This is a genomic window from Ammoniphilus soli (assembly GCF_040813775.1).
This window is the reverse complement of the sequence record NZ_JBEGDL010000003.1, coordinates 318,009-334,804: the sequence shown is the minus strand read 5'-3', so window position 1 is coordinate 334,804 and position 16,796 is coordinate 318,009. Positions and strand designations below refer to the sequence as shown.

Sequence of the window (16,796 nt, the reverse complement as noted above, 5' to 3'; positions counted from 1 at the left end):
TAGGAGCGATGAAAAAGATGTTTAAGAAATTTATGGCTAAAATGGGTATTGGATCAGCTAAGGTGGATTTGGTATTAGACAAGCGTGATTATGATCTAGGTGAACTTGTTCAAGGACAATTTCGGATTGAAGGGGGCAGCGTCGAGCAGAAGATTAATAAATTGGATGTCGATCTTGTCCTTAGAATGTATGTAAAGGGGAAGGAGTACTCCCATTTGGTCAGCTCCATTCCTGTCACATCCGGTTTTATTATTCAAGCAGGGGAACGAAAAGAGCTTCCTTTTACATATGAGTTACCTTATACCTTACCTCTTTCTAGAGGCGGAGTAACCTACAGTTTCCAAACACGCTTAGACATCGCTGCTGGCGTTGATAACTTGGACCAGGATGTCATTCAGGTTCATGCCCCGAAAAAGTTTAATCAGTTGATTGAAGCTTTTGGGACGCTCGGTTTTCGAGAAAAGATGGATTCCGGAAAGTTTAACGGCTATACTCAAGAGTTTGAGCTTTTTCCTACGACTTTTTTCAAGGACCAGCTGAGTGAAGCTGAGTTTGAAGCAGCCATTGATGCCCATGGGATTCGCATTCTCTTGGAATTAGATCTGCTGCCCTCAAGGTTTGGCTTGGGTGAAAAAGAAATCAAGCGCGAAGTGTATTTTTCGAATGAGCAATTAAACGATGCGGAAGCCCTTTCCCATCTCCTTCGAAATGTTATGGAAGAAATGATCAATAATCCTGCTCAGTATTCCGCATCTCGCTACGCAAGCAGTCATACCGGTTATGGTCATCGTCATGGCGGGGGCTTAGCGGGAGCGATGGGTGGATTTGCTGCTGGGATGCTTGGAGGAATGCTCTTAAGTGATTTATTAGGCGGTGCTGAAGAGGAAATGGAAGGTGCCATGGGAGAGGGAGAAAGCGAAGAGGACGGAGGTTTCGACTTCTTCGGGGGCGACGATGAATTTTAGTTTTTAAAGGAAGGATTAGGAAGGCTATTGGAACAGTCCAATAGCCTTTTATCTCTGGAATTTATGAAACGGATACCATTTCATCAACTTTTCATCAAAGGATGATATGATAGATGGGTGAATTCCCTTTTCTTCAGATAGAGAGGAGCAAGATATGAAAAAATATTTAGTTCAATGGATTACGATCTTGTCAAGTTTATCCTTTTTACTATTATTATTTGGATTCGGGTGGACCATCCAAAGTCAATTTTTCGGATCGGTAACGGCAACGGCAGCGAAAACAACGGAGGCAACCTCGACGGATACGATATCTGAAGGGATGACGATTATCGCACTAGGAGACTCGCTTACAAGAGGGACCGGTGATTCGAACGGGAAAGGCTATGTCGGCTACCTTGTCGATCGTTTAAAAGAACAGTCGAGTGAGGAAATAACCCTTCGCAACTTGGGAGTAAAAGGATACAGGTCTGATCAGCTTTTGAATCAGGTAAAGCAGAGTGAGATTAAGCGACAAATTCAAGATGCCGACATTATTCTCATGACAATGGGAGGCAATGATTTGTTTCAAAGCGGACAAACGTTGATCGACTTAGACCCTCAGAAGATTGATCAACTAAGAGAAGAATATCTCCTCAATATGCAGCAGATTATGGGAGAAATCAGATCCGTGAACAAGGAAGCTGCGATTTACTATGTTGGCTTGTATAACCCGTTTATCAATTTAGCTGATGCAGAAATAACCACACAAGCGGTTCGACAATGGAATCATGAAACGAGTGAACTCTTGGACAAAGATCATCAAGCGGTTTTTGTTCCAACGTATGATTTGTTCCAAATCAATGTGGACCAATATTTGTTTTCGGATAAATTTCATCCCAATACAGAAGGTTATCAGTTGATAGCGGAACGTGTGGCGGGATTGATTAAATAGTAGGAGAGAGAGCAGATGAGCGAAATTACGCTTTCGGTAAAAGGACTGCGAAAGGTGATCGGGGAAAAGGAGATCATCAAAGGGTTAGATTTTGATTTGAAAAAAGGGGAGGTTTTCGGATTCCTTGGTCCGAATGGTGCAGGGAAAACGACGACCATTCGTATGTTAGTAAGTTTGATTAAGCCCACTTCAGGATCAATCGAAATCTGCGGTTACAAAGTTGAAACCCAATTCATAGAGGCTATGAGCCAATTAGGCTGTATCGTGGAAAATCCGGAGCTGTATCCGTATTTAACCGGTTGGGAAAACCTCGAGCATTTTGCGAGAATGCTTCCTAAAGCGGACAAAGAGCATATGAAAGCTGTGGTGAAATTGGTTCGATTGCACGAAAGAATCCATGATCCGGTTAAAACTTATTCTTTAGGAATGAGACAGCGGCTTGGCATTGCCCAGGCCCTGTTGGGGAAGCCCAAAGTGTTGATTTTAGATGAGCCGACGAATGGATTGGATCCAGCAGGAATACGAGAAATGCGGAGCTTTATTCGTTTTCTTGCTGAAGAAGAGGGATTGAGTGTTTTGGTATCCAGCCATTTGCTGAGTGAGATACAGCTGATGTGCGATCGGGTAGCTATTATATCCAAAGGCGAGATCATAAAAGTGGATACAGTGGATTCTCTTCTTTCTCTGCAAGAACGGCTGATATGGAGAGTTACGCCTGTAGTGGAAGCGAAAAGAATCCTTGAGGGGTGGACACCCGTTACGGTCGGTAGAGATGGTACGCTGATTACCATGTATAACGAACAGGATGCGGCTGCGTGGAATCGGGGATTGGTGGAGCAAGGCATCGATGTGAAAGAAATGCAAAGGAAGCTTCCGGCACTGGAGGATCTATTCCTTGAATTGACAGGAGGCGAAACCGTTGATTAACCTGGTTCAAAATGAAATGCTGAAGTTAGTTCGCAAGAAAAAACTCGTGGTGGTAGCCCTCATCATGGGGATCCTGATCAGTCTGTTTACGTATGCCCAATTTAAAGAGGCAGCTAGAACGCTGGAGAGATTAGGAGATGTTGATTGGCGGACAACCTTGCAGCAGCAAATTATTGACACGCAAAATCGTTTAACCAGCAGCAGAATATCAGATGAATGGAAAAGTCAACTGCAGCTTCGGATTCAGCAGCAGCAGTATTATTTGGATTATAACGTGAATCCCATGGAACCTGGCGCTCCGACATTTATGCGAGAGTTCGCGGAGAATTCCATTGACCTCTTCCTGCCTTTAATGGTGATGGTCATTGCTGCCGATTTGGTATCGTCTGAACGCAGTGCGGGAACGGTTAAGCTCCTTCTCACCAGGCCGGTCAAGCGGTGGAAGATACTGATGAGCAAGTATATAACGCTTGTTTTATCTATTTCCTTTATAATCGTGCTGTTTGGTTTTTTGTCTTACATCATTTCGGGTTTAGTTTTTGGCTACCAAGGCTGGAGCGCACCTGTTCTTACAGGCTTTTCAGTTGAAGCGGGAGAATTGATTACTTCAGGTGTACAGTTAATTCCGCAGTGGCAGTATCTTCTCATGGAATTTGGCTTAGTGTGGTTCGTTTCCTTGATCGTAGGTACACTTGCCTTTATGCTCTCGGTTTTAATGAGGAGTACGGCTGCCGGAATGGGCGTGATGCTTGCAGCGCTGATTGCCGGCATGATCCTAAGCAACATGGTTTCTTCCTGGGAATCGGCAAAATATTTGTTCATGATCAACCTAAAGCTGACGGATTATCTTACGGGGGGCGCACCGCCTATTGATGGGATGTCCTTGGGTTTTTCACTCGCGGTATTGGCCATTTGGGGGCTTGCCGCACTAGCGATTTCCTTTACTGTCTTTACCAAGCAGGATGTGTACTAATAAAAAGAGGGGTGTTCCAGTTTTCTGGGACACCCCTTTTCTATGCTGCTGTGTCAGCCTACTAATGACTCTTTTTTGTTCCTTTCCGGTTCCTTTGTTTCCAGAGTAGCCCCTGAGAAAAAGGCCTCGGCAAATTCAATGAATTTTAGACAGTTATCAGGTAAGTTTTTATTTTTATTCCATGCCAGGCCAATGTCAATTTTAAAAGGTTTTGCAAAAGGAATTCCAACGATATCTGAACGCTTGGCGACGATTAATTTCATGAATAGGGAAATGCCCAGTCCATTCGAGACTAGTTCCTTTGCCGTGCTGACTTCATGAGATTCAAAAATGATCTCTGGAGTAAAGCCATGTCTTTTGCATTCATCGAAGGTAATTTTTCGATGGATGAAGTCTTCGGTTAAAACCACAAATTTTTCATGTTTTAATTGACTAAAGCAGGCTGCTTTTTCATTTGCTAACGGATGAGTGGGAGTCATGCAAACCATGATTTCCTCTTCCATGAGCGGAACAGTGGCTAACAGATCAGATTGTTTCGGCAAAATAATGAGGCCGAGATCCAGATCGCCGTTTTCTAATAGCTCGCACGTTGTGACAGATCCTTTTTCAACGACCTCTAAATCTATATGGGGAAAGAGTTTTTTAAACTCCATGTAAACATTGGGGAAAATGCGAGAGCCAATCATCGGGGGTTGCTGCTTTTCTTAATTTCTTCGATTGAGGTTTGGATATCTGTCAGAATGGACTCCACGCGCTTGAAGAATATTCCTCCTTGATCGGTAAGAGCAACGCTCTTTGTATTGCGAATCAATAGCTTTACCCCCAGTTCGGCCTCGAGCTGGTTTATCGCATTGGTGACTGTTGGTTGAGAAACGTGTAAAGCTTTTGCGGCATGAGTGAAGTTCTTATGCTTGCACACCTGAATAAAGTATTCAAGATGTCTGAGTTCCACGATAATCAGCTCCTGTTGTAGATCTTGTTAGGATTATTTTATCATATAGCTTATCTTTAACCTTGTGAAAAAAAGAACAATGTGTGAATCCCGATGGACCTGTTTTATCTAAAAACAAGGTTAACATCGCTTACAATCTTTTATCCATAGCTAGCCATTCTAGACTAATAGATATAAAGTATTTCTGCTTCAAGTGAAAACATGTGGAAATATTCACATAGGAAACAGGAGGTGATCATACAGGGGATACAGGAAGTGGACAAGTGATGATCTTCACAACGGAGGCGAGCCTAGAGGATTATGATGGATTACAGCAAGTCGAGTATAGAACGAGATTTGCCAAACTGATGATAAGAGGTGTATACCATGGTTGCTAAACCTAAACCCAAAACTAAAGATGTCTCTTTCAAGGGATCGGCTAACGATCATAAGAAAAAATCAAAGAGTGAATCTGAAGTTAAACTTCTTCCTTTGCTGCTCACCCTTGCTGTTGGAATGATCATTTGGTTTATCCCTTCCCCTGAAGGATTAGATCCGAAAGCTTGGCATCTATTCGCCATCTTTGTAGCCACGATTATCGGTTTTATTACAAAGCCTCTGCCGATGGGAGCTGTTGCTATCATCGCCATGATGGCCACCGCGCTGACCGGAACGCTTTCCACATCCGATACGCTAAGCGGATTTGGAAATAGCACCATTTGGCTCATCGTTATTGCTTTCTTTATCTCCCGCGGATTCATTAAAACAGGACTAGGAGCTAGAATCTCCTATATGTTCGTGAAGCGCTTTGGAAAGAAAACGCTAGGGTTGTCTTATTCCTTATTAATCAGTGACTTGCTGCTAGCTCCGGCGATTCCAAGCAACACAGCGCGTGCCGGGGGAATTATTTTCCCTATCATCCGTTCTTTAGCCGAGACCTATGGTTCTAGAGCAGATGACGGTACTGAGCGCAAGGTTGGCTCCTTCTTGATGAAAACCGCTTTTCAAGGGAACCTGATTACTTCTGCAATGTTCATGACTGCCATGGCAGCCAACCCGCTTATTGCGACTTTAGCCAGTGACGTCGCAGGGATCAATATTACCTGGACAGGATGGGCATGGGCGGCGATTGTTCCGGGCTTAGTTAGCTTAATTGTGATCCCGTATTTCTTATTCAAGGTGTATCCGCCAGAAATTAAAGAAACACCGGGTGCGGCAAAGATGGCGGAAGAGAAGCTGAAAGAAATGGGTCCAATGAAGAAAGCAGAATTCTATATGTTGGGTGTGTTTTTCTTAATTCTAAGCTTGTGGATTTTTGGCGATAAATTGGCAATTGACGCGACTACCACCGCCTTCATTGGTTTATCTGTTCTTTTCCTATCCCAGGTCTTGACTTGGGATGATGTCAAGAAGGAACAAGGGGCTTGGGATACGCTCGTATGGTTTGCTGCCCTAGTCATGATGGCGACATTCTTAAACAAGCTGGGCATGGTTCCTTGGTTCAGTGAAACCATGAAAGGCTCTGTCAGCGGTATGTCCTGGATTGCTGCTCTTGCTATTCTTGCTCTAGTTTATTACTACACTCACTATTTCTTTGCCAGCTCGACCGCCCATATTAGTGCCATGTATGCAGCGTTCTTGGCGGTCATGATAGCTGCAGGAGCTCCTGCCATGCTTGCTGCTCTGTTGCTTGCTTTCTTTAGTAACCTGTTCGGTGCAACCACTCATTACGGTTCGGGTCCAGCCCTTGTATTCTTCGGAGCCGGATATGTAACGCAAAACAAATGGTGGTCGCTGGGCTTTGGTGGAAAGTGATCGGACTTTGGTAGGATATAACATTCCTTAAGGGGGGAATCCCATGCTTCAATACGATATTGTCATTGTCGGAGCAGGCGGGGCAGGAATGATGGCTGCCCTGAATGCCAGCAAGGAAAAAGATGTGAAAGTTGCAGTAATCAGTAAAATCTACCCGACTCGCTCCCATACGGGAGCGGCTCAGGGAGGGATTAATGCAGCAATGAAAAGTCGGGACTCCACTGATTCTACGGGAAAAGCATTTTCGGGATACAGTCAAGGGGAGCGACTTTTTGGCCGACCAGGACGCGGTAGAATTTTTCACGACTAATATGCCTGAAATCATTAAAGAGCTCGATTATATTGGAGTCCCTTTTTCCAGAGATGAAAACGGAAATGTTGCTCAGCGTCCGTTTGGCGGGGCGTCTAGCCCGAGAACCTGTTATTCGGCGGATAAAACAGGACACGTCATTCTTCATGCCCTATTTGAACAATGTTTAAAGAATGATGTGGAATTTTTAGATGAATGGTTTTTGTTATCCTTAGCCGTAGAGCAAGGGAAGCTAGAGGGGCTTGTAGCGATGGATATACGAAGCGGCGAGATTCATTCGATTCAAGCCAAGGCCGTTGTCATTGCCACAGGAGGCTTTGGCCGGATTTATTGGAGCCGCACCACGAATGCGATCAATATGACGGGAGACGGGACAGCTGCTTGCTTTGAAGTAGGTATTCCCCTGAAGGATCCAGAGTTCGTACAGTTCCATCCTACAGGGTTAGCTTCTACTAGAGTTCTGTTATCCGAGGCCTGCCGCGGGGAAGGAGGATACTTATTGAATAAGGATGGGGAACGGTTCATGCAGCGATACGCCCCCGAAAAAATGGAACTCGGACCCCGCGATTTGGTTTCTCGCTCCATTGAAACAGAAATTAAGGAAGGCCGGGGATTTGGAGAAGGTATGGGATCTTATGTGCTCATGGATTTACGGCATCTGGGCGAAAAGAAAATTATGGAGCGACTGCCTCAGGTGAGAGAATTGGCGCTCGAATTTGAAGGGGTAGATCTGGTGAAAGAGCCCGTTCCCATTCGTCCAAGCTGTCATTATATGATGGGAGGAATCCACGTTACAGATTTTAAAACATGCAGTACGCCCATCGAAGGAATCCACGCAGCTGGTGAATGTTCTAGTGTTTCGATCCATGGGGCTAATCGTTTGGGAGGAAATTCAGTAGCGGACGTTGTTTTATTTGGAAAATATGCCGGACTTGGAGCACGGGAAACTTCCAAAAACCGCACATTTGGTTCTACGAAGAAGATAGAGGCGGAGGCAGAGAAGTGGAAGGGCATCTTTGAAACGATGCGGAAAAAAAATACAGGGAAAAGCATCTTTGAAATCCGCAACCGGATGGCCGAGACCATGTGGTACAACGTAGGCATATTCCGTACGGAAAGTGACATGGAAATCGCCTTAAATACAATTGACGAATTGCTTGAAGAGTATAAGGATACGTATATTGGGGATGCTTCCGTTCGCTATAATATGGCCTTTATCAACTATGTTGAGGTAGGAAATCTCTTGAAATTGGCGAAGGCGGTTGTCATAGGAGCACTTGATCGAAAAGAGAGCCGAGGTTCTCATTCGCGAGGGGATTACCCTCAGCGCAATGATCGGAAATTTCTGAACCATACGCTAATTTACCTAGATGGAGAGCAATTCAGACTGGAATATCTTCCTGTTCGCATCACCAAGTATCAACCGGAGGAGAGGAAGTACTAATGAGAAAGATCACCTATACCATTAAACGCTTTGACGGGAAAAAACAGTGGCTTCAGCGATATGAACTGCCTTATGAAAAGGGAAAAACCTTGCTTTGGGCGTTGACCAAGATCCGGGAGGAACAGGATCCGACCTTAAATTTTACCTCGGCTTGCCGCCATGCCATTTGCGGCAGCTGTGCGATCAAGGTAAATGGAAACTCATTTCTGACATGTAAGACTGCATTGGATGAAATCCTTGATACCTTCAAGACGGATGACTTGAACTTTGAGCCAATGAGAAATTTCGAGGTCGTAAGAGATTTAGTTGTGGATTGGAAGCCGAAATTAGAGAAGATGAAAGTGGTCAAGCCATGGATTATTCCGAAGGAGACCGGAAGCCCATCGGCTGGATTTAAACAGTCGGAAGAAGAATTCCAGAAGATATCTTCCCCTACAGACTGCATTTTGTGCGGGGTTTGCGCCTCTGAATGTACCCAGTTATCCGTTAATCAAGAAGGTTATCTCGAACCTTTTATTCTCAACCGAGCCTATCGCTTTGCAGTAGATTCAAGGGATGGTTCTCCCGAGGAGCATATTCGTCCGGTACTAGAAAATGATCTATGGAAATGCGTTCACTGTATGCAATGCGTATCCCAATGTCCAAAGGGGATTGATTTGTCGGCTGAGGTCGCTTATTTAAGACAGACAACGATGAAAATGGGAGAGACCAAGAATTTGGGGGCCCGCCACGCCTATGCGTTCCATGATGATGTCAAGAACAAAGGCCGTTTGAATGAAATGACGCTCCCGATGAAAACGGAAGGCGTAGTAAAAACAGCCATGAAGCGTGTTCCTTTTGCTTTAAGAATGATCACAAAAGGAAAAATCAATCCGCTGCATATGCCGAAGGAAATTGAAGGCATTCAAGGGGTAAGACGAATTTATGAGTATGCAAAAGGGGTGGACAATCAATGAGATACGGATTTTTCCCTGGTTGTACCTTAGAATCGGCGGCTGAAGAGCTGATGATCTCCACAAAAAAAGTTGCTTCAGCCCTTGGAATTGAGCTAATCGAGCTGGAAGGGTGGACCTGCTGCGGGGCGAGTTATATTCAAGATGTGGATGACTTTCTAGGTGTGGCAGTGAATGCCAGAAACATCGCTTTAGGAGAAAAACTTGATGTTCCCATCCTTACGGTGTGCAATACGTGTACCTTAATGCTCCGGACGGCGAAGGATCGGCTGGATCATGATGAAGAACTAAAAGACAAAGTGAACGAAGGGCTGCACCAGGCCCATTTGGAATATGCCGGAACAAGTGAAATTACTCATCTATTATGGGCATTGATCAAAGATTACGGTTTAGAGAATCTGCGGAAAAAAGTGAAGAGACCATTGACCGGATTGAAAGTGGCGAATTTCTACGGGTGCCATATTGTCCGCCCGCCTAAAATTATGGGTTTCGAGAATCATATGAATCCTCAGTCCATGGAAATGGTGGCCGAGGTTTTGGGAGCGGAAAGCGTGGATTTTGACCAAAGGCTTGCTTGCTGCGGATTCCATGCTGTATTCCCGGCGGAAAAAGAAGTCATGGGAATGACTAGAATGAATTGCTTGTCTCCGAAAGCAGCTGGAGCGGATTGTCTCGTGACACCTTGCCCGCTATGCCAAATGCAATTGGACATGTACCAGCCTGATGCCCAGAAGGGATGCGATGAGAATATTATGATGCCGATCCTGCATTTGCCGCAAATGATTGGCTTGGCTTTGGGATTTGAGCCTGAAGAGCTGGCGATAAACCGTCACATTGTGGATGCCATTCCTGCCTTGAAAAAGACACTAGCACTCGTCTAACGGAATAAGGAAGGAGAGTTTCCAAGTGAAGTTTAAGTACCGTAAATATCAAAAGCGGGCCAAATTAGTAGGGTTGGCGGGAGGGGACGTGCTATGAATGCTTAATAAGCAGGACGAGTGGATTCATGATGTGTATGTGGAGAGCGATATTCATCATGGAATGATTTATTCCGTTCAAAAATCCTTCCATCCGAAGTCCACTTCGATAACAGGCTATTTTATGGATCAGGATACAGAAAAATGGATCAAGGTGATGAATGGAACAGCAAAAACTGCGTATTCCGTCAATGATGGGCGTGCACAAGGGTGGATGGAAAGCTTAGAAGCGCTATTAAAGCAAGAATTATCATCTCCTTCCCCTCCATAAGAAAAAGCCCTTGCCTATGCAAGAGCTTTTTTTCTTTACATTGTTATTATGGTGTAACTTCGGATTTTTCAGCTTTTTGTCTGTAATAGGTCACTAGTTTTACAGTTGGGAGGGTTTGAACTCGACTTTTTTCTTCTTCTTTGATTCTTTGTACTTGCTCCCAGAGTTTTAGATAATCCTTATAGAGATCCTGCAATTGTTCGTCCAAATCCGGAAAATACGATTGAAAAGATAAAGAATTCATGAGAGTGTATGCCTCCTTTAAGTAGTGTGGGGAACAGCTTCAAGCATGGTCCCGTTTTTAGCATAGTTGATGTGCCAAGAAAAGGCTTTTTCTAAGACGTGAGGAGTTTGTCCTCCTTGTTTTAAGGCCTCTTGATAATATTCGTGAAGCTGAGCGCGATAGCTAGGGTGGGCGCAATTGTCAATAATAAGGGGAACCCGTTCTTTTGGGGCCAATCCCCGCAGATCTGCATAGCCTTGTTCCGTAATAATGACATCAACGTCATGCTCTGTATGGTCGATATGAGAGACGAACGGAACGATACTAGAGATTTTTCCATCTTTTGCAATGGACTTCGTTACAAAAATGCCTAGTCGGGCGTTACGAGCGAAATCGCCAGATCCGCCTATACCGTTCATCATATGCGTACCCATTACATGGGTAGAATTGATATTTCCATAAATGTCGACCTCTAAGGCCGTGTTAATAGAAATGAGACCTAACCGCCGAACAATTTCCGGATGGTTTGACATTTCTTGCGGGCGAAGCATTAATCGGTCACGGTATCGCTCAAAATGAGAAAACACTTCGTTCATTTTGGCAGCAGAGAGCGTAATCGAACGACAAGAAGCAAATTGTATTTTACCGGCATCCAGCAAATCAAACACAGCATGCAGCTTCAGCCATGATTTTGTCAATATCGGAACCAAGGGAAGCCCCCGTATAGACGTTCACCTTTAGGGGATCCTGCTTAGCCCGTTCAAAAGGAACCGCTTTGGCATCCCCGGATCGCGTAAATCCACTTAAGCCAAGGGTCATACCATCTTGAATCCAAGAAGCCACCACATCAGCTGAGACTATGCGATCATGCAATCGAGAATCTCGAATACGGTTTAGTATGGTTTTCTCCAGTTCCATTTCCAATCGCCTCTTTTTTTCTTTTGCTATTATTTTATCAATTCCAAAAGAAAGTGCATTGGTTTTGGGATAATCTAGCTAATATCAGGCTGAACCAGCATAGATTCGACAAAAACCAGCATAGTTCAACTAGAAGGAAAGCATCTTTCTAAAGTAACTGGCATATCCTTGGCTCACTGGAATCTTTGTTTTATCTTTCATGATCAATAAAAAAGTAGAGTGGGAGTCCGGGTAGATTTCTGATATAAAATGAATATTCGCAATATAGGAGCGATGGCAACGAATAAAGCAGTCTTCAGGCAAGTACCATTCAAATTCATTCAATGTATGTTTATGAAAGCCGCTCCCTTTTTCCGACTTCACAAACGTTTTTCGGTTTTGCGTTTCCAGGTAGTGTATTTGTTCAAAAGGAATAGGAAGCCAATGATCTTCCGTTTTTACTGGGACAAAAGGGGGCATGCTCTTTTTGGGTTTGGATGGCAGAATGGCCGTTACGCAGCCAGTAGGAGATCCTTGCTGTAAAATGGGAATAGACATTCCAAAATAGGAGACGCCAAAAAGAGGACTGTCTATATACTGAGCGATCCGTTGCTGGTTGGTCAGTGCTTGAAATGTAAGAGTTCCTTCTTGTACTCGTACTCGATCACCAGGCTGAATTTTCAAGTCAATTTTTCTACTAGGGTGATAGGAAATGAATTGCTGGTCATTGGCTACAGCGATTGAAGTTTCTTCAACTTAGTCGGGTAAGCGGATGGATAAAGTTTAATCAGTTTGAACCCTTACAATTAGCCTCAGTTGGGGAAATTATCTACTATATTAAAGACATGTTCTTAGAAGCGGAAAGAAGAAGAAATCAGTTTGGGCTACAAGCCCGTGATGTTGGAATGGTAGGAGGGTACGACGTTCGCTTTATTTCGCCGTTTGCACCCTATCGGGATGAATTTGCACAAGAGAAAGATATTTTATTTAGCTTCATTCAGGAAGGATATATTTCCTCAAACCGAAGTTATCTCGCGGTATTTCAATACCAAAACAAGGACGCGATGGGTCTGTATTTGCCTATTTTGGAACCAAGGAATTTTATGGAGCAAGATTAGGCAGAAAATGAAGCCGAAGGACTATATAACTAGGAAAATACCCATGACGGTCACTGAAAGAATGAGAGAGACCTGTGAGGTTCGGATATGGGAAGAAGAGGATATGCCTGTCCCACGGGAGATATTAGAGAAAGAAATAGCTGAAGCAGATGGATTATACTGCCGGATTTCTGGAGAATCGGGAAAAGGATATCGCGATCTTGAAAGAAGCAATGAAAAATGAAGACTTTGAGTTGATTCGTTCGATAGGTCACAGTATGAAAGGCTTTGGATCGGGATATGGCTTTGACTTGATCTCCCTAATTGGCAAAGACTTTGAGCAAGCGGCAAAAAATTAAGACCTCAATCAAATCAAATCGTCCCTCGATAGCCTTGAAGACTATATGAAAAAAATAGTGGTGGTCTTTGAGTAATTCGATTCGATTCAGTTCAGGATGCAAAAATTTTACAATTATCTTATAATCAAGTTGCACAGTATTATTTTTGGCATGATTTTGGAAGGGGGTGGTTGTATGGTTAAAAAGAACGTTTTGCCAGAAACTGCAGCGTCTCATGCAAAGCCTAGTATTGGAGGCGATACTTTGCATGAGGTGGACTTATACTAAATCGCCTATATAATATCTGGCTTTGCACCTTATTTTCGTTATTTATAAAAAATAAGGGGCTGGCAGAAATGAAATATGTAAATGCAACTGCAATTTTACCTGAAAGCTTGATATTAGAAATTCAAAAGTATGTTCAGGGAGAAAGCATCTATATTCCTAAACCAGAAACAACATATCAAAAATGGGGAACTCGTTCTGGTGGTAGAAAGCTTATCGATGAGAGAAACACGGCTATTCGAATGGCATTCAAAGGCGGCAGGGCGATTGAACAATTAGCTGAGGAGTATTTCCTTTCTATTGAAACGATCAAGAAAATTGTTTATTCTAAATAGGCAAGTAGGGAATATAACACTGATGATCTTAAGGATTATCGGTGTTTTTTATATGTAGAGTTTGTTTCTTAGCCGTTCTATACATTTTAAAAAGGAAGCTTAAGCTGTAAAGTAAAAACAAAGAAAGAAAAGATAAATTTTGTTAGTTATGGTTTGGAGGGAATTTTATGGTGGAGCCATTTATTAGAAATCATCAATATAACCTAATTCGGAAGCAAGCGGGGATCCTGCAGCAGGCTACTAGAACGGTTTCTGATCCAAAAGTGTTGGAAGCTGTGAGGTATAGTGCTGAGTCTAAAGTTTTAGAAGGGTTTTCGGAGGTGACGGAGACCCAAAGAGAAATTTTAGAGAAGTTTTCAGAGCTGAAAGCTGCCGAAGATTTTCAGCATTACCTAAGTTCATTGGTGCCTTTTTTGGTGGAATTTCCGAAAGTGACCGAAAAAGAGATTAAAAAGCTATTTGCCAAAAATAAAAAATTAACGCTGCCTGATTTAGCAACGTTAAATTATCGCCATTTCACCTACATCGGCTGGACGGATATTTCTACAACCAAGTGGTTTTTGGTGTATCATCTGAGGGGGCAAGTCGTTGGTGTTGAAGGGAAATATACCCTTACGAATAAGAAAGATATATGCTCACTTTGTAATAGCTTTGGAGAAGTTGCCTTGGTTTCGGCGATGTCTAAGTCAAGACCGGCAAATACTTCACCCGATTATTATAAATCAGTGGGCAACTATATGTGTATCAATAGTCATGCATGTAACAAGAATATTACGGATACCACGTCATTAGAAAGATTCATTCAAAGCGTTATACAGTAGTCAAAAAGCAGCTCAATAGCTGCTTTTCGTGATTTTTCGAAAACCTTCAGCCTAACGGTATTATAATTATATGTTCCTGTAAATAATGGTTATGAACATACATCTTATGATGAAGGAGATCGTTAGGGATGGGGACACAAGGACCTTTTTCAGGAATAGCAGCCAAAGCAGCGAATAAATTCGCACATCGGTTTTTAAGTGAATATTCCCTTTGCATCTTGTTATTTATACTCGCACTTATTATTCGACTTCCTTACCTGTACGATGTCCCACGATTTATCGACGAATGGCGGGAAATTGAACTTTCAGCGAAGATCGCAAGAGGGGAGCTGTGGCCGCTTCATAATACATCTCATGACATAGGCCCCTTTCATAACTACATGCTAGCCGGACTTTTCTCTATATTTGGCTATAACGTATATATCCCAAGATTATATGTAGCTATTTTAAGTGCAGCTACTGTTGTGATTATCTATTTGATCGTTAGGCACTGGGAAGGAAAACTTACAGCCTGGATTGCAGCGTTACTATTGACCACGAACGCAATGCACATCCTTGTTACACATATGGCATGGTCTAACGATACCACTCCATTTTTTGTAGGTTTAGCGATCTTAATCACTCTTAAGACAATCGACCAGGAAAGATGGCTTTTATGGGCGATAACGGGTATAGCTTGGGCCATTGCCCTTCAGACACATCCTTCTGTCGCGGCAGTTTTGCTCGGAGTGGCGTTTTACCTCGGCCGTCATTTTGGATGGCGCGCTTTTTACCGGAAAACTTCCTTTAGAGTAGCCGCAATTGCGTTTATTGCAGGATATAGTAATATGATTGTCCATAACGTAATAAATCCACTGGATTCCGTTCTTTGGGTGAAGCGAAAGGAGTATGCCCTCAATCAGGATTGGACGGTACAAACCTATCTAAGTAATATTGCAGAGATGGGAAGGGAGTTAGTATATTCCTTATCCAGTACATTTCCTGATGGACAGGGCTGGCTGCATACTCTTAGCCTGTGGATGATTGTTCCCTTTCTCATAGGTTTAGTTGATGGATTCCGCAGATTGCGTGCACATCGTCATGGTGGGATGTTATTAGCGATTTTGGTATCGAGCTTCTTGGTAATTCCCGTCTTAAATGACCAATATTTGTTCTATGTATGGACGAGGTATATTGCTTATCTTTTTCCGATTTGTTTCGTGGCAATAGCTATAGCCTTTAGCGCTTGGATCCGTCAGATGGCATCGAGCTTCAGCCAACGCTCTTGGATACTGGTATCCGGATCGCTGATGGCATTTGGCTGGGCTGTTGTCCTGATCTTGCCACTTTATCATTTTTACAGTTATGCAGAATCCTACATTGAGACTGGGCAGGACAATACGGCTGAATTTTTAGCCGTGCAGACATTGCAGGAAAAGAACACCACACAATCGCCGATCGTGGTGGACAAACAAGTCAAACAAGCGGAAGCCGTCAGTAAGATGCTGCGGGTGAATGGATTTTCAAGCCCTCTAGTGGGGATTGATCCCAATGAAGTGCGTGAGGTCCAGGCAACTCAGTCGAATTTCGGAGAAGGATTGGACTCCACTTTTTATGCAAGATGGAGGAAAGTGCTGTCTAAGAATAAACCGGATACTTGGTACGTACTTACTCTGGATAATAAAAATAAGATAACGGAGCTCTTTGATATTACGTGGCGGGATGAAGAGATTATCAAAGGGGAAAGTGGAAAACTGACTTATTTTATCGGGCGAATGACAGTTTCAAAATCAGGGAAAAAGCAGCCGGATTCATAGAAACCGGCTGCTTTTGTTCTTGAGAGATTATAGTCCTCTCATCATATTCTGATGCCAGCCCATTCCCTTGCCCATCATGCCCCCAGCTCCATCGCCATGGCAAGCATTAAACACTTCCTTTAAGGTTTCGTCAGTTACATCGGGATGCATTTTTTTCATGAACGGAAGCATTTCCTCAAACGTCTTTGCATCAGGCGGAGTTGGAGTGACATCCTCGACAGCCCATACAGCTCCGATGCCCCCCGCAAGGAGAAGGGCGGTTACCACTCCACCGACGATTAGCTTTCTCATTTTTCATCCCTCCTTAAAAAGTGCTTTTTCTTTACACCTTTATTATCGGAAAAATTTATGTAGAAGTTATGGAGAAGAAATGACTAAGTAATGAACTGACTGCCACAGCCCAATGCCTGCCAGGAAATCCGACAAACCAACATGGGCAAGATTCAGCCTAGTGAAGAGGAACGACAGGAGATGGAGATCGTGCCAAACCGTTGTGCTGTCCATGAT

General features: G+C 43.5%; 19 protein-coding genes and 3 pseudogenes. 16 read left to right on the top strand and 6 right to left on the bottom strand.

What is annotated here, in order from left to right:
- Positions 1–17 precede the first annotated feature (17 nt).
- The 4 genes from ABLT31_RS09345 to ABLT31_RS09330 all read left to right on the top strand — a co-directional run bounded on the left by ABLT31_RS09345 (position 18) and on the right by ABLT31_RS09330 (position 3,796).
- Positions 18–965 (top strand): sporulation protein, encoded by a 948-nt coding sequence (locus tag ABLT31_RS09345; protein WP_367750980.1) that lies wholly within the window; start codon positions 18–20, stop codon positions 963–965.
- Positions 966–1,119: 154 nt separating this feature from the next.
- On the top strand, positions 1,120–1,896 hold the full coding sequence (locus ABLT31_RS09340; RefSeq protein ID WP_367750979.1) for a GDSL-type esterase/lipase family protein: 777 nt from the start codon (positions 1,120–1,122) through the stop codon (positions 1,894–1,896).
- Between the two features lie 15 nt (positions 1,897–1,911).
- Positions 1,912–2,823, top strand: coding sequence for an ABC transporter ATP-binding protein (locus ABLT31_RS09335; RefSeq protein ID WP_367750977.1), 912 nt, complete (start codon positions 1,912–1,914; stop codon positions 2,821–2,823).
- Positions 2,816–3,796, top strand: a complete 981-nt coding sequence (locus ABLT31_RS09330) for an ABC transporter permease (RefSeq protein ID WP_367750975.1) — start codon at positions 2,816–2,818, stop codon at positions 3,794–3,796. Before ABLT31_RS09335 ends, ABLT31_RS09330 begins: the two co-directional genes overlap by 8 nt.
- A 53-nt stretch (positions 3,797–3,849) precedes the next feature.
- On the opposite strand, the gene ABLT31_RS09325 is transcribed toward ABLT31_RS09330, so the two are convergent.
- Together ABLT31_RS09325 and ABLT31_RS09320 are read right to left on the bottom strand one after the other, a co-directional pair.
- Positions 3,850–4,449 carry a LysR family transcriptional regulator substrate-binding protein gene (locus ABLT31_RS09325; RefSeq protein WP_367750973.1) on the bottom strand — a complete coding sequence of 200 codons (600 nt, stop codon included), beginning with the start codon at positions 4,447–4,449 and terminating at the stop codon, positions 3,850–3,852.
- A 29-nt stretch (positions 4,450–4,478) separates the two neighbouring features.
- Entirely contained in the window at positions 4,479–4,748 is a 270-nt protein-coding gene (locus ABLT31_RS09320) for a LysR family transcriptional regulator (RefSeq protein WP_367750971.1), read from the bottom strand.
- 495 nt (positions 4,749–5,243) lie between these two features.
- Between ABLT31_RS09320 and ABLT31_RS09315 the strand changes: the two are divergent.
- The 6 genes and pseudogenes from ABLT31_RS09315 to ABLT31_RS09290 all read left to right on the top strand — a co-directional run bounded on the left by ABLT31_RS09315 (position 5,244) and on the right by ABLT31_RS09290 (position 10,497).
- A pseudogene (locus ABLT31_RS09315) lies at positions 5,244–6,556 on the top strand (anion permease).
- A gap of 29 nt (positions 6,557–6,585) precedes the next feature.
- A complete protein-coding gene (locus ABLT31_RS09310; RefSeq protein WP_367750969.1) occupies positions 6,586–6,852 on the top strand; it encodes an FAD-dependent oxidoreductase in 267 nt (88 codons plus the stop codon).
- Complete coding sequence (locus ABLT31_RS09305; RefSeq protein WP_367750967.1) at positions 6,815–8,296, top strand: FAD-binding protein; 1,482 nt, start codon at positions 6,815–6,817, stop codon at positions 8,294–8,296. The genes ABLT31_RS09310 and ABLT31_RS09305 overlap by 38 nt, the downstream gene beginning before the upstream one ends.
- Complete coding sequence (locus tag ABLT31_RS09300) at positions 8,296–9,252, top strand: succinate dehydrogenase/fumarate reductase iron-sulfur subunit (protein ID WP_367750965.1); 957 nt, start codon at positions 8,296–8,298, stop codon at positions 9,250–9,252. The genes ABLT31_RS09305 and ABLT31_RS09300 overlap by 1 nt, the downstream gene beginning before the upstream one ends.
- Complete coding sequence (locus ABLT31_RS09295; protein ID WP_367750963.1) at positions 9,249–10,130, top strand: CoB--CoM heterodisulfide reductase iron-sulfur subunit B family protein; 882 nt, start codon at positions 9,249–9,251, stop codon at positions 10,128–10,130. The genes ABLT31_RS09300 and ABLT31_RS09295 overlap by 4 nt, the downstream gene beginning before the upstream one ends.
- Positions 10,131–10,227: 97 nt before the next feature.
- Entirely contained in the window at positions 10,228–10,497 is a 270-nt protein-coding gene (locus ABLT31_RS09290) for a molecular chaperone GrpE (RefSeq protein ID WP_367750961.1), read from the top strand.
- 46 nt (positions 10,498–10,543) lie between these two features.
- Here ABLT31_RS09290 and ABLT31_RS09285 read toward each other — a convergent pair whose 3' ends face one another.
- From ABLT31_RS09285 to ABLT31_RS09275, 3 genes and pseudogenes are all read right to left on the bottom strand, one after another.
- Positions 10,544–10,741 (bottom strand): hypothetical protein, encoded by a 198-nt coding sequence (locus ABLT31_RS09285; protein WP_367750959.1) that lies wholly within the window; start codon positions 10,739–10,741, stop codon positions 10,544–10,546.
- A 17-nt stretch (positions 10,742–10,758) separates the two neighbouring features.
- A pseudogene (locus ABLT31_RS09280) lies at positions 10,759–11,638 on the bottom strand (acetyl-CoA hydrolase/transferase C-terminal domain-containing protein).
- Positions 11,639–11,767: 129 nt separating this feature from the next.
- Positions 11,768–12,358, bottom strand: coding sequence for a LytTR family DNA-binding domain-containing protein (locus ABLT31_RS09275; RefSeq protein WP_462976481.1), 591 nt, complete (start codon positions 12,356–12,358; stop codon positions 11,768–11,770).
- On the opposite strand from ABLT31_RS09275, the gene ABLT31_RS09270 reads away from it, so the two are divergent.
- The 5 genes from ABLT31_RS09270 to ABLT31_RS09250 all read left to right on the top strand — a co-directional run bounded on the left by ABLT31_RS09270 (position 12,358) and on the right by ABLT31_RS09250 (position 16,289).
- Entirely contained in the window at positions 12,358–12,735 is a 378-nt protein-coding gene (locus ABLT31_RS09270; protein ID WP_367750955.1) for a hypothetical protein, read from the top strand. The two genes, ABLT31_RS09275 and ABLT31_RS09270, sit on opposite strands and share 1 nt — an antisense overlap.
- Before the next feature lie 149 nt (positions 12,736–12,884).
- The gene (locus ABLT31_RS09265) at positions 12,885–13,073 is read left to right on the top strand and encodes a hypothetical protein (RefSeq protein ID WP_367750954.1); all 189 of its coding nucleotides are present in this window, start codon (positions 12,885–12,887) and stop codon (positions 13,071–13,073) included.
- 335 nt (positions 13,074–13,408) lie between these two features.
- A complete protein-coding gene (locus tag ABLT31_RS09260) occupies positions 13,409–13,672 on the top strand; it encodes a CD3324 family protein (protein WP_367750952.1) in 264 nt (87 codons plus the stop codon).
- A 167-nt stretch (positions 13,673–13,839) separates the two neighbouring features.
- On the top strand, positions 13,840–14,493 hold the full coding sequence (locus tag ABLT31_RS09255; RefSeq protein WP_367750950.1) for a FusB/FusC family EF-G-binding protein: 654 nt from the start codon (positions 13,840–13,842) through the stop codon (positions 14,491–14,493).
- A 128-nt stretch (positions 14,494–14,621) separates the two neighbouring features.
- Positions 14,622–16,289: a glycosyltransferase family 39 protein gene (locus ABLT31_RS09250; protein WP_367750948.1), complete on the top strand. Its 1,668-nt coding sequence runs from the start codon at positions 14,622–14,624 to the stop codon at positions 16,287–16,289.
- 27 nt (positions 16,290–16,316) lie between these two features.
- On the opposite strand, the gene ABLT31_RS09245 is transcribed toward ABLT31_RS09250, so the two are convergent.
- A complete protein-coding gene (locus ABLT31_RS09245) occupies positions 16,317–16,580 on the bottom strand; it encodes an FAD/FMN-containing dehydrogenase (RefSeq protein WP_367750947.1) in 264 nt (87 codons plus the stop codon).
- Positions 16,581–16,682: 102 nt separating this feature from the next.
- Here ABLT31_RS09245 and ABLT31_RS09240 point away from each other — a divergent pair.
- Positions 16,683–16,796: pseudogene (locus ABLT31_RS09240) on the top strand (MBL fold metallo-hydrolase); the annotation flags it as partial.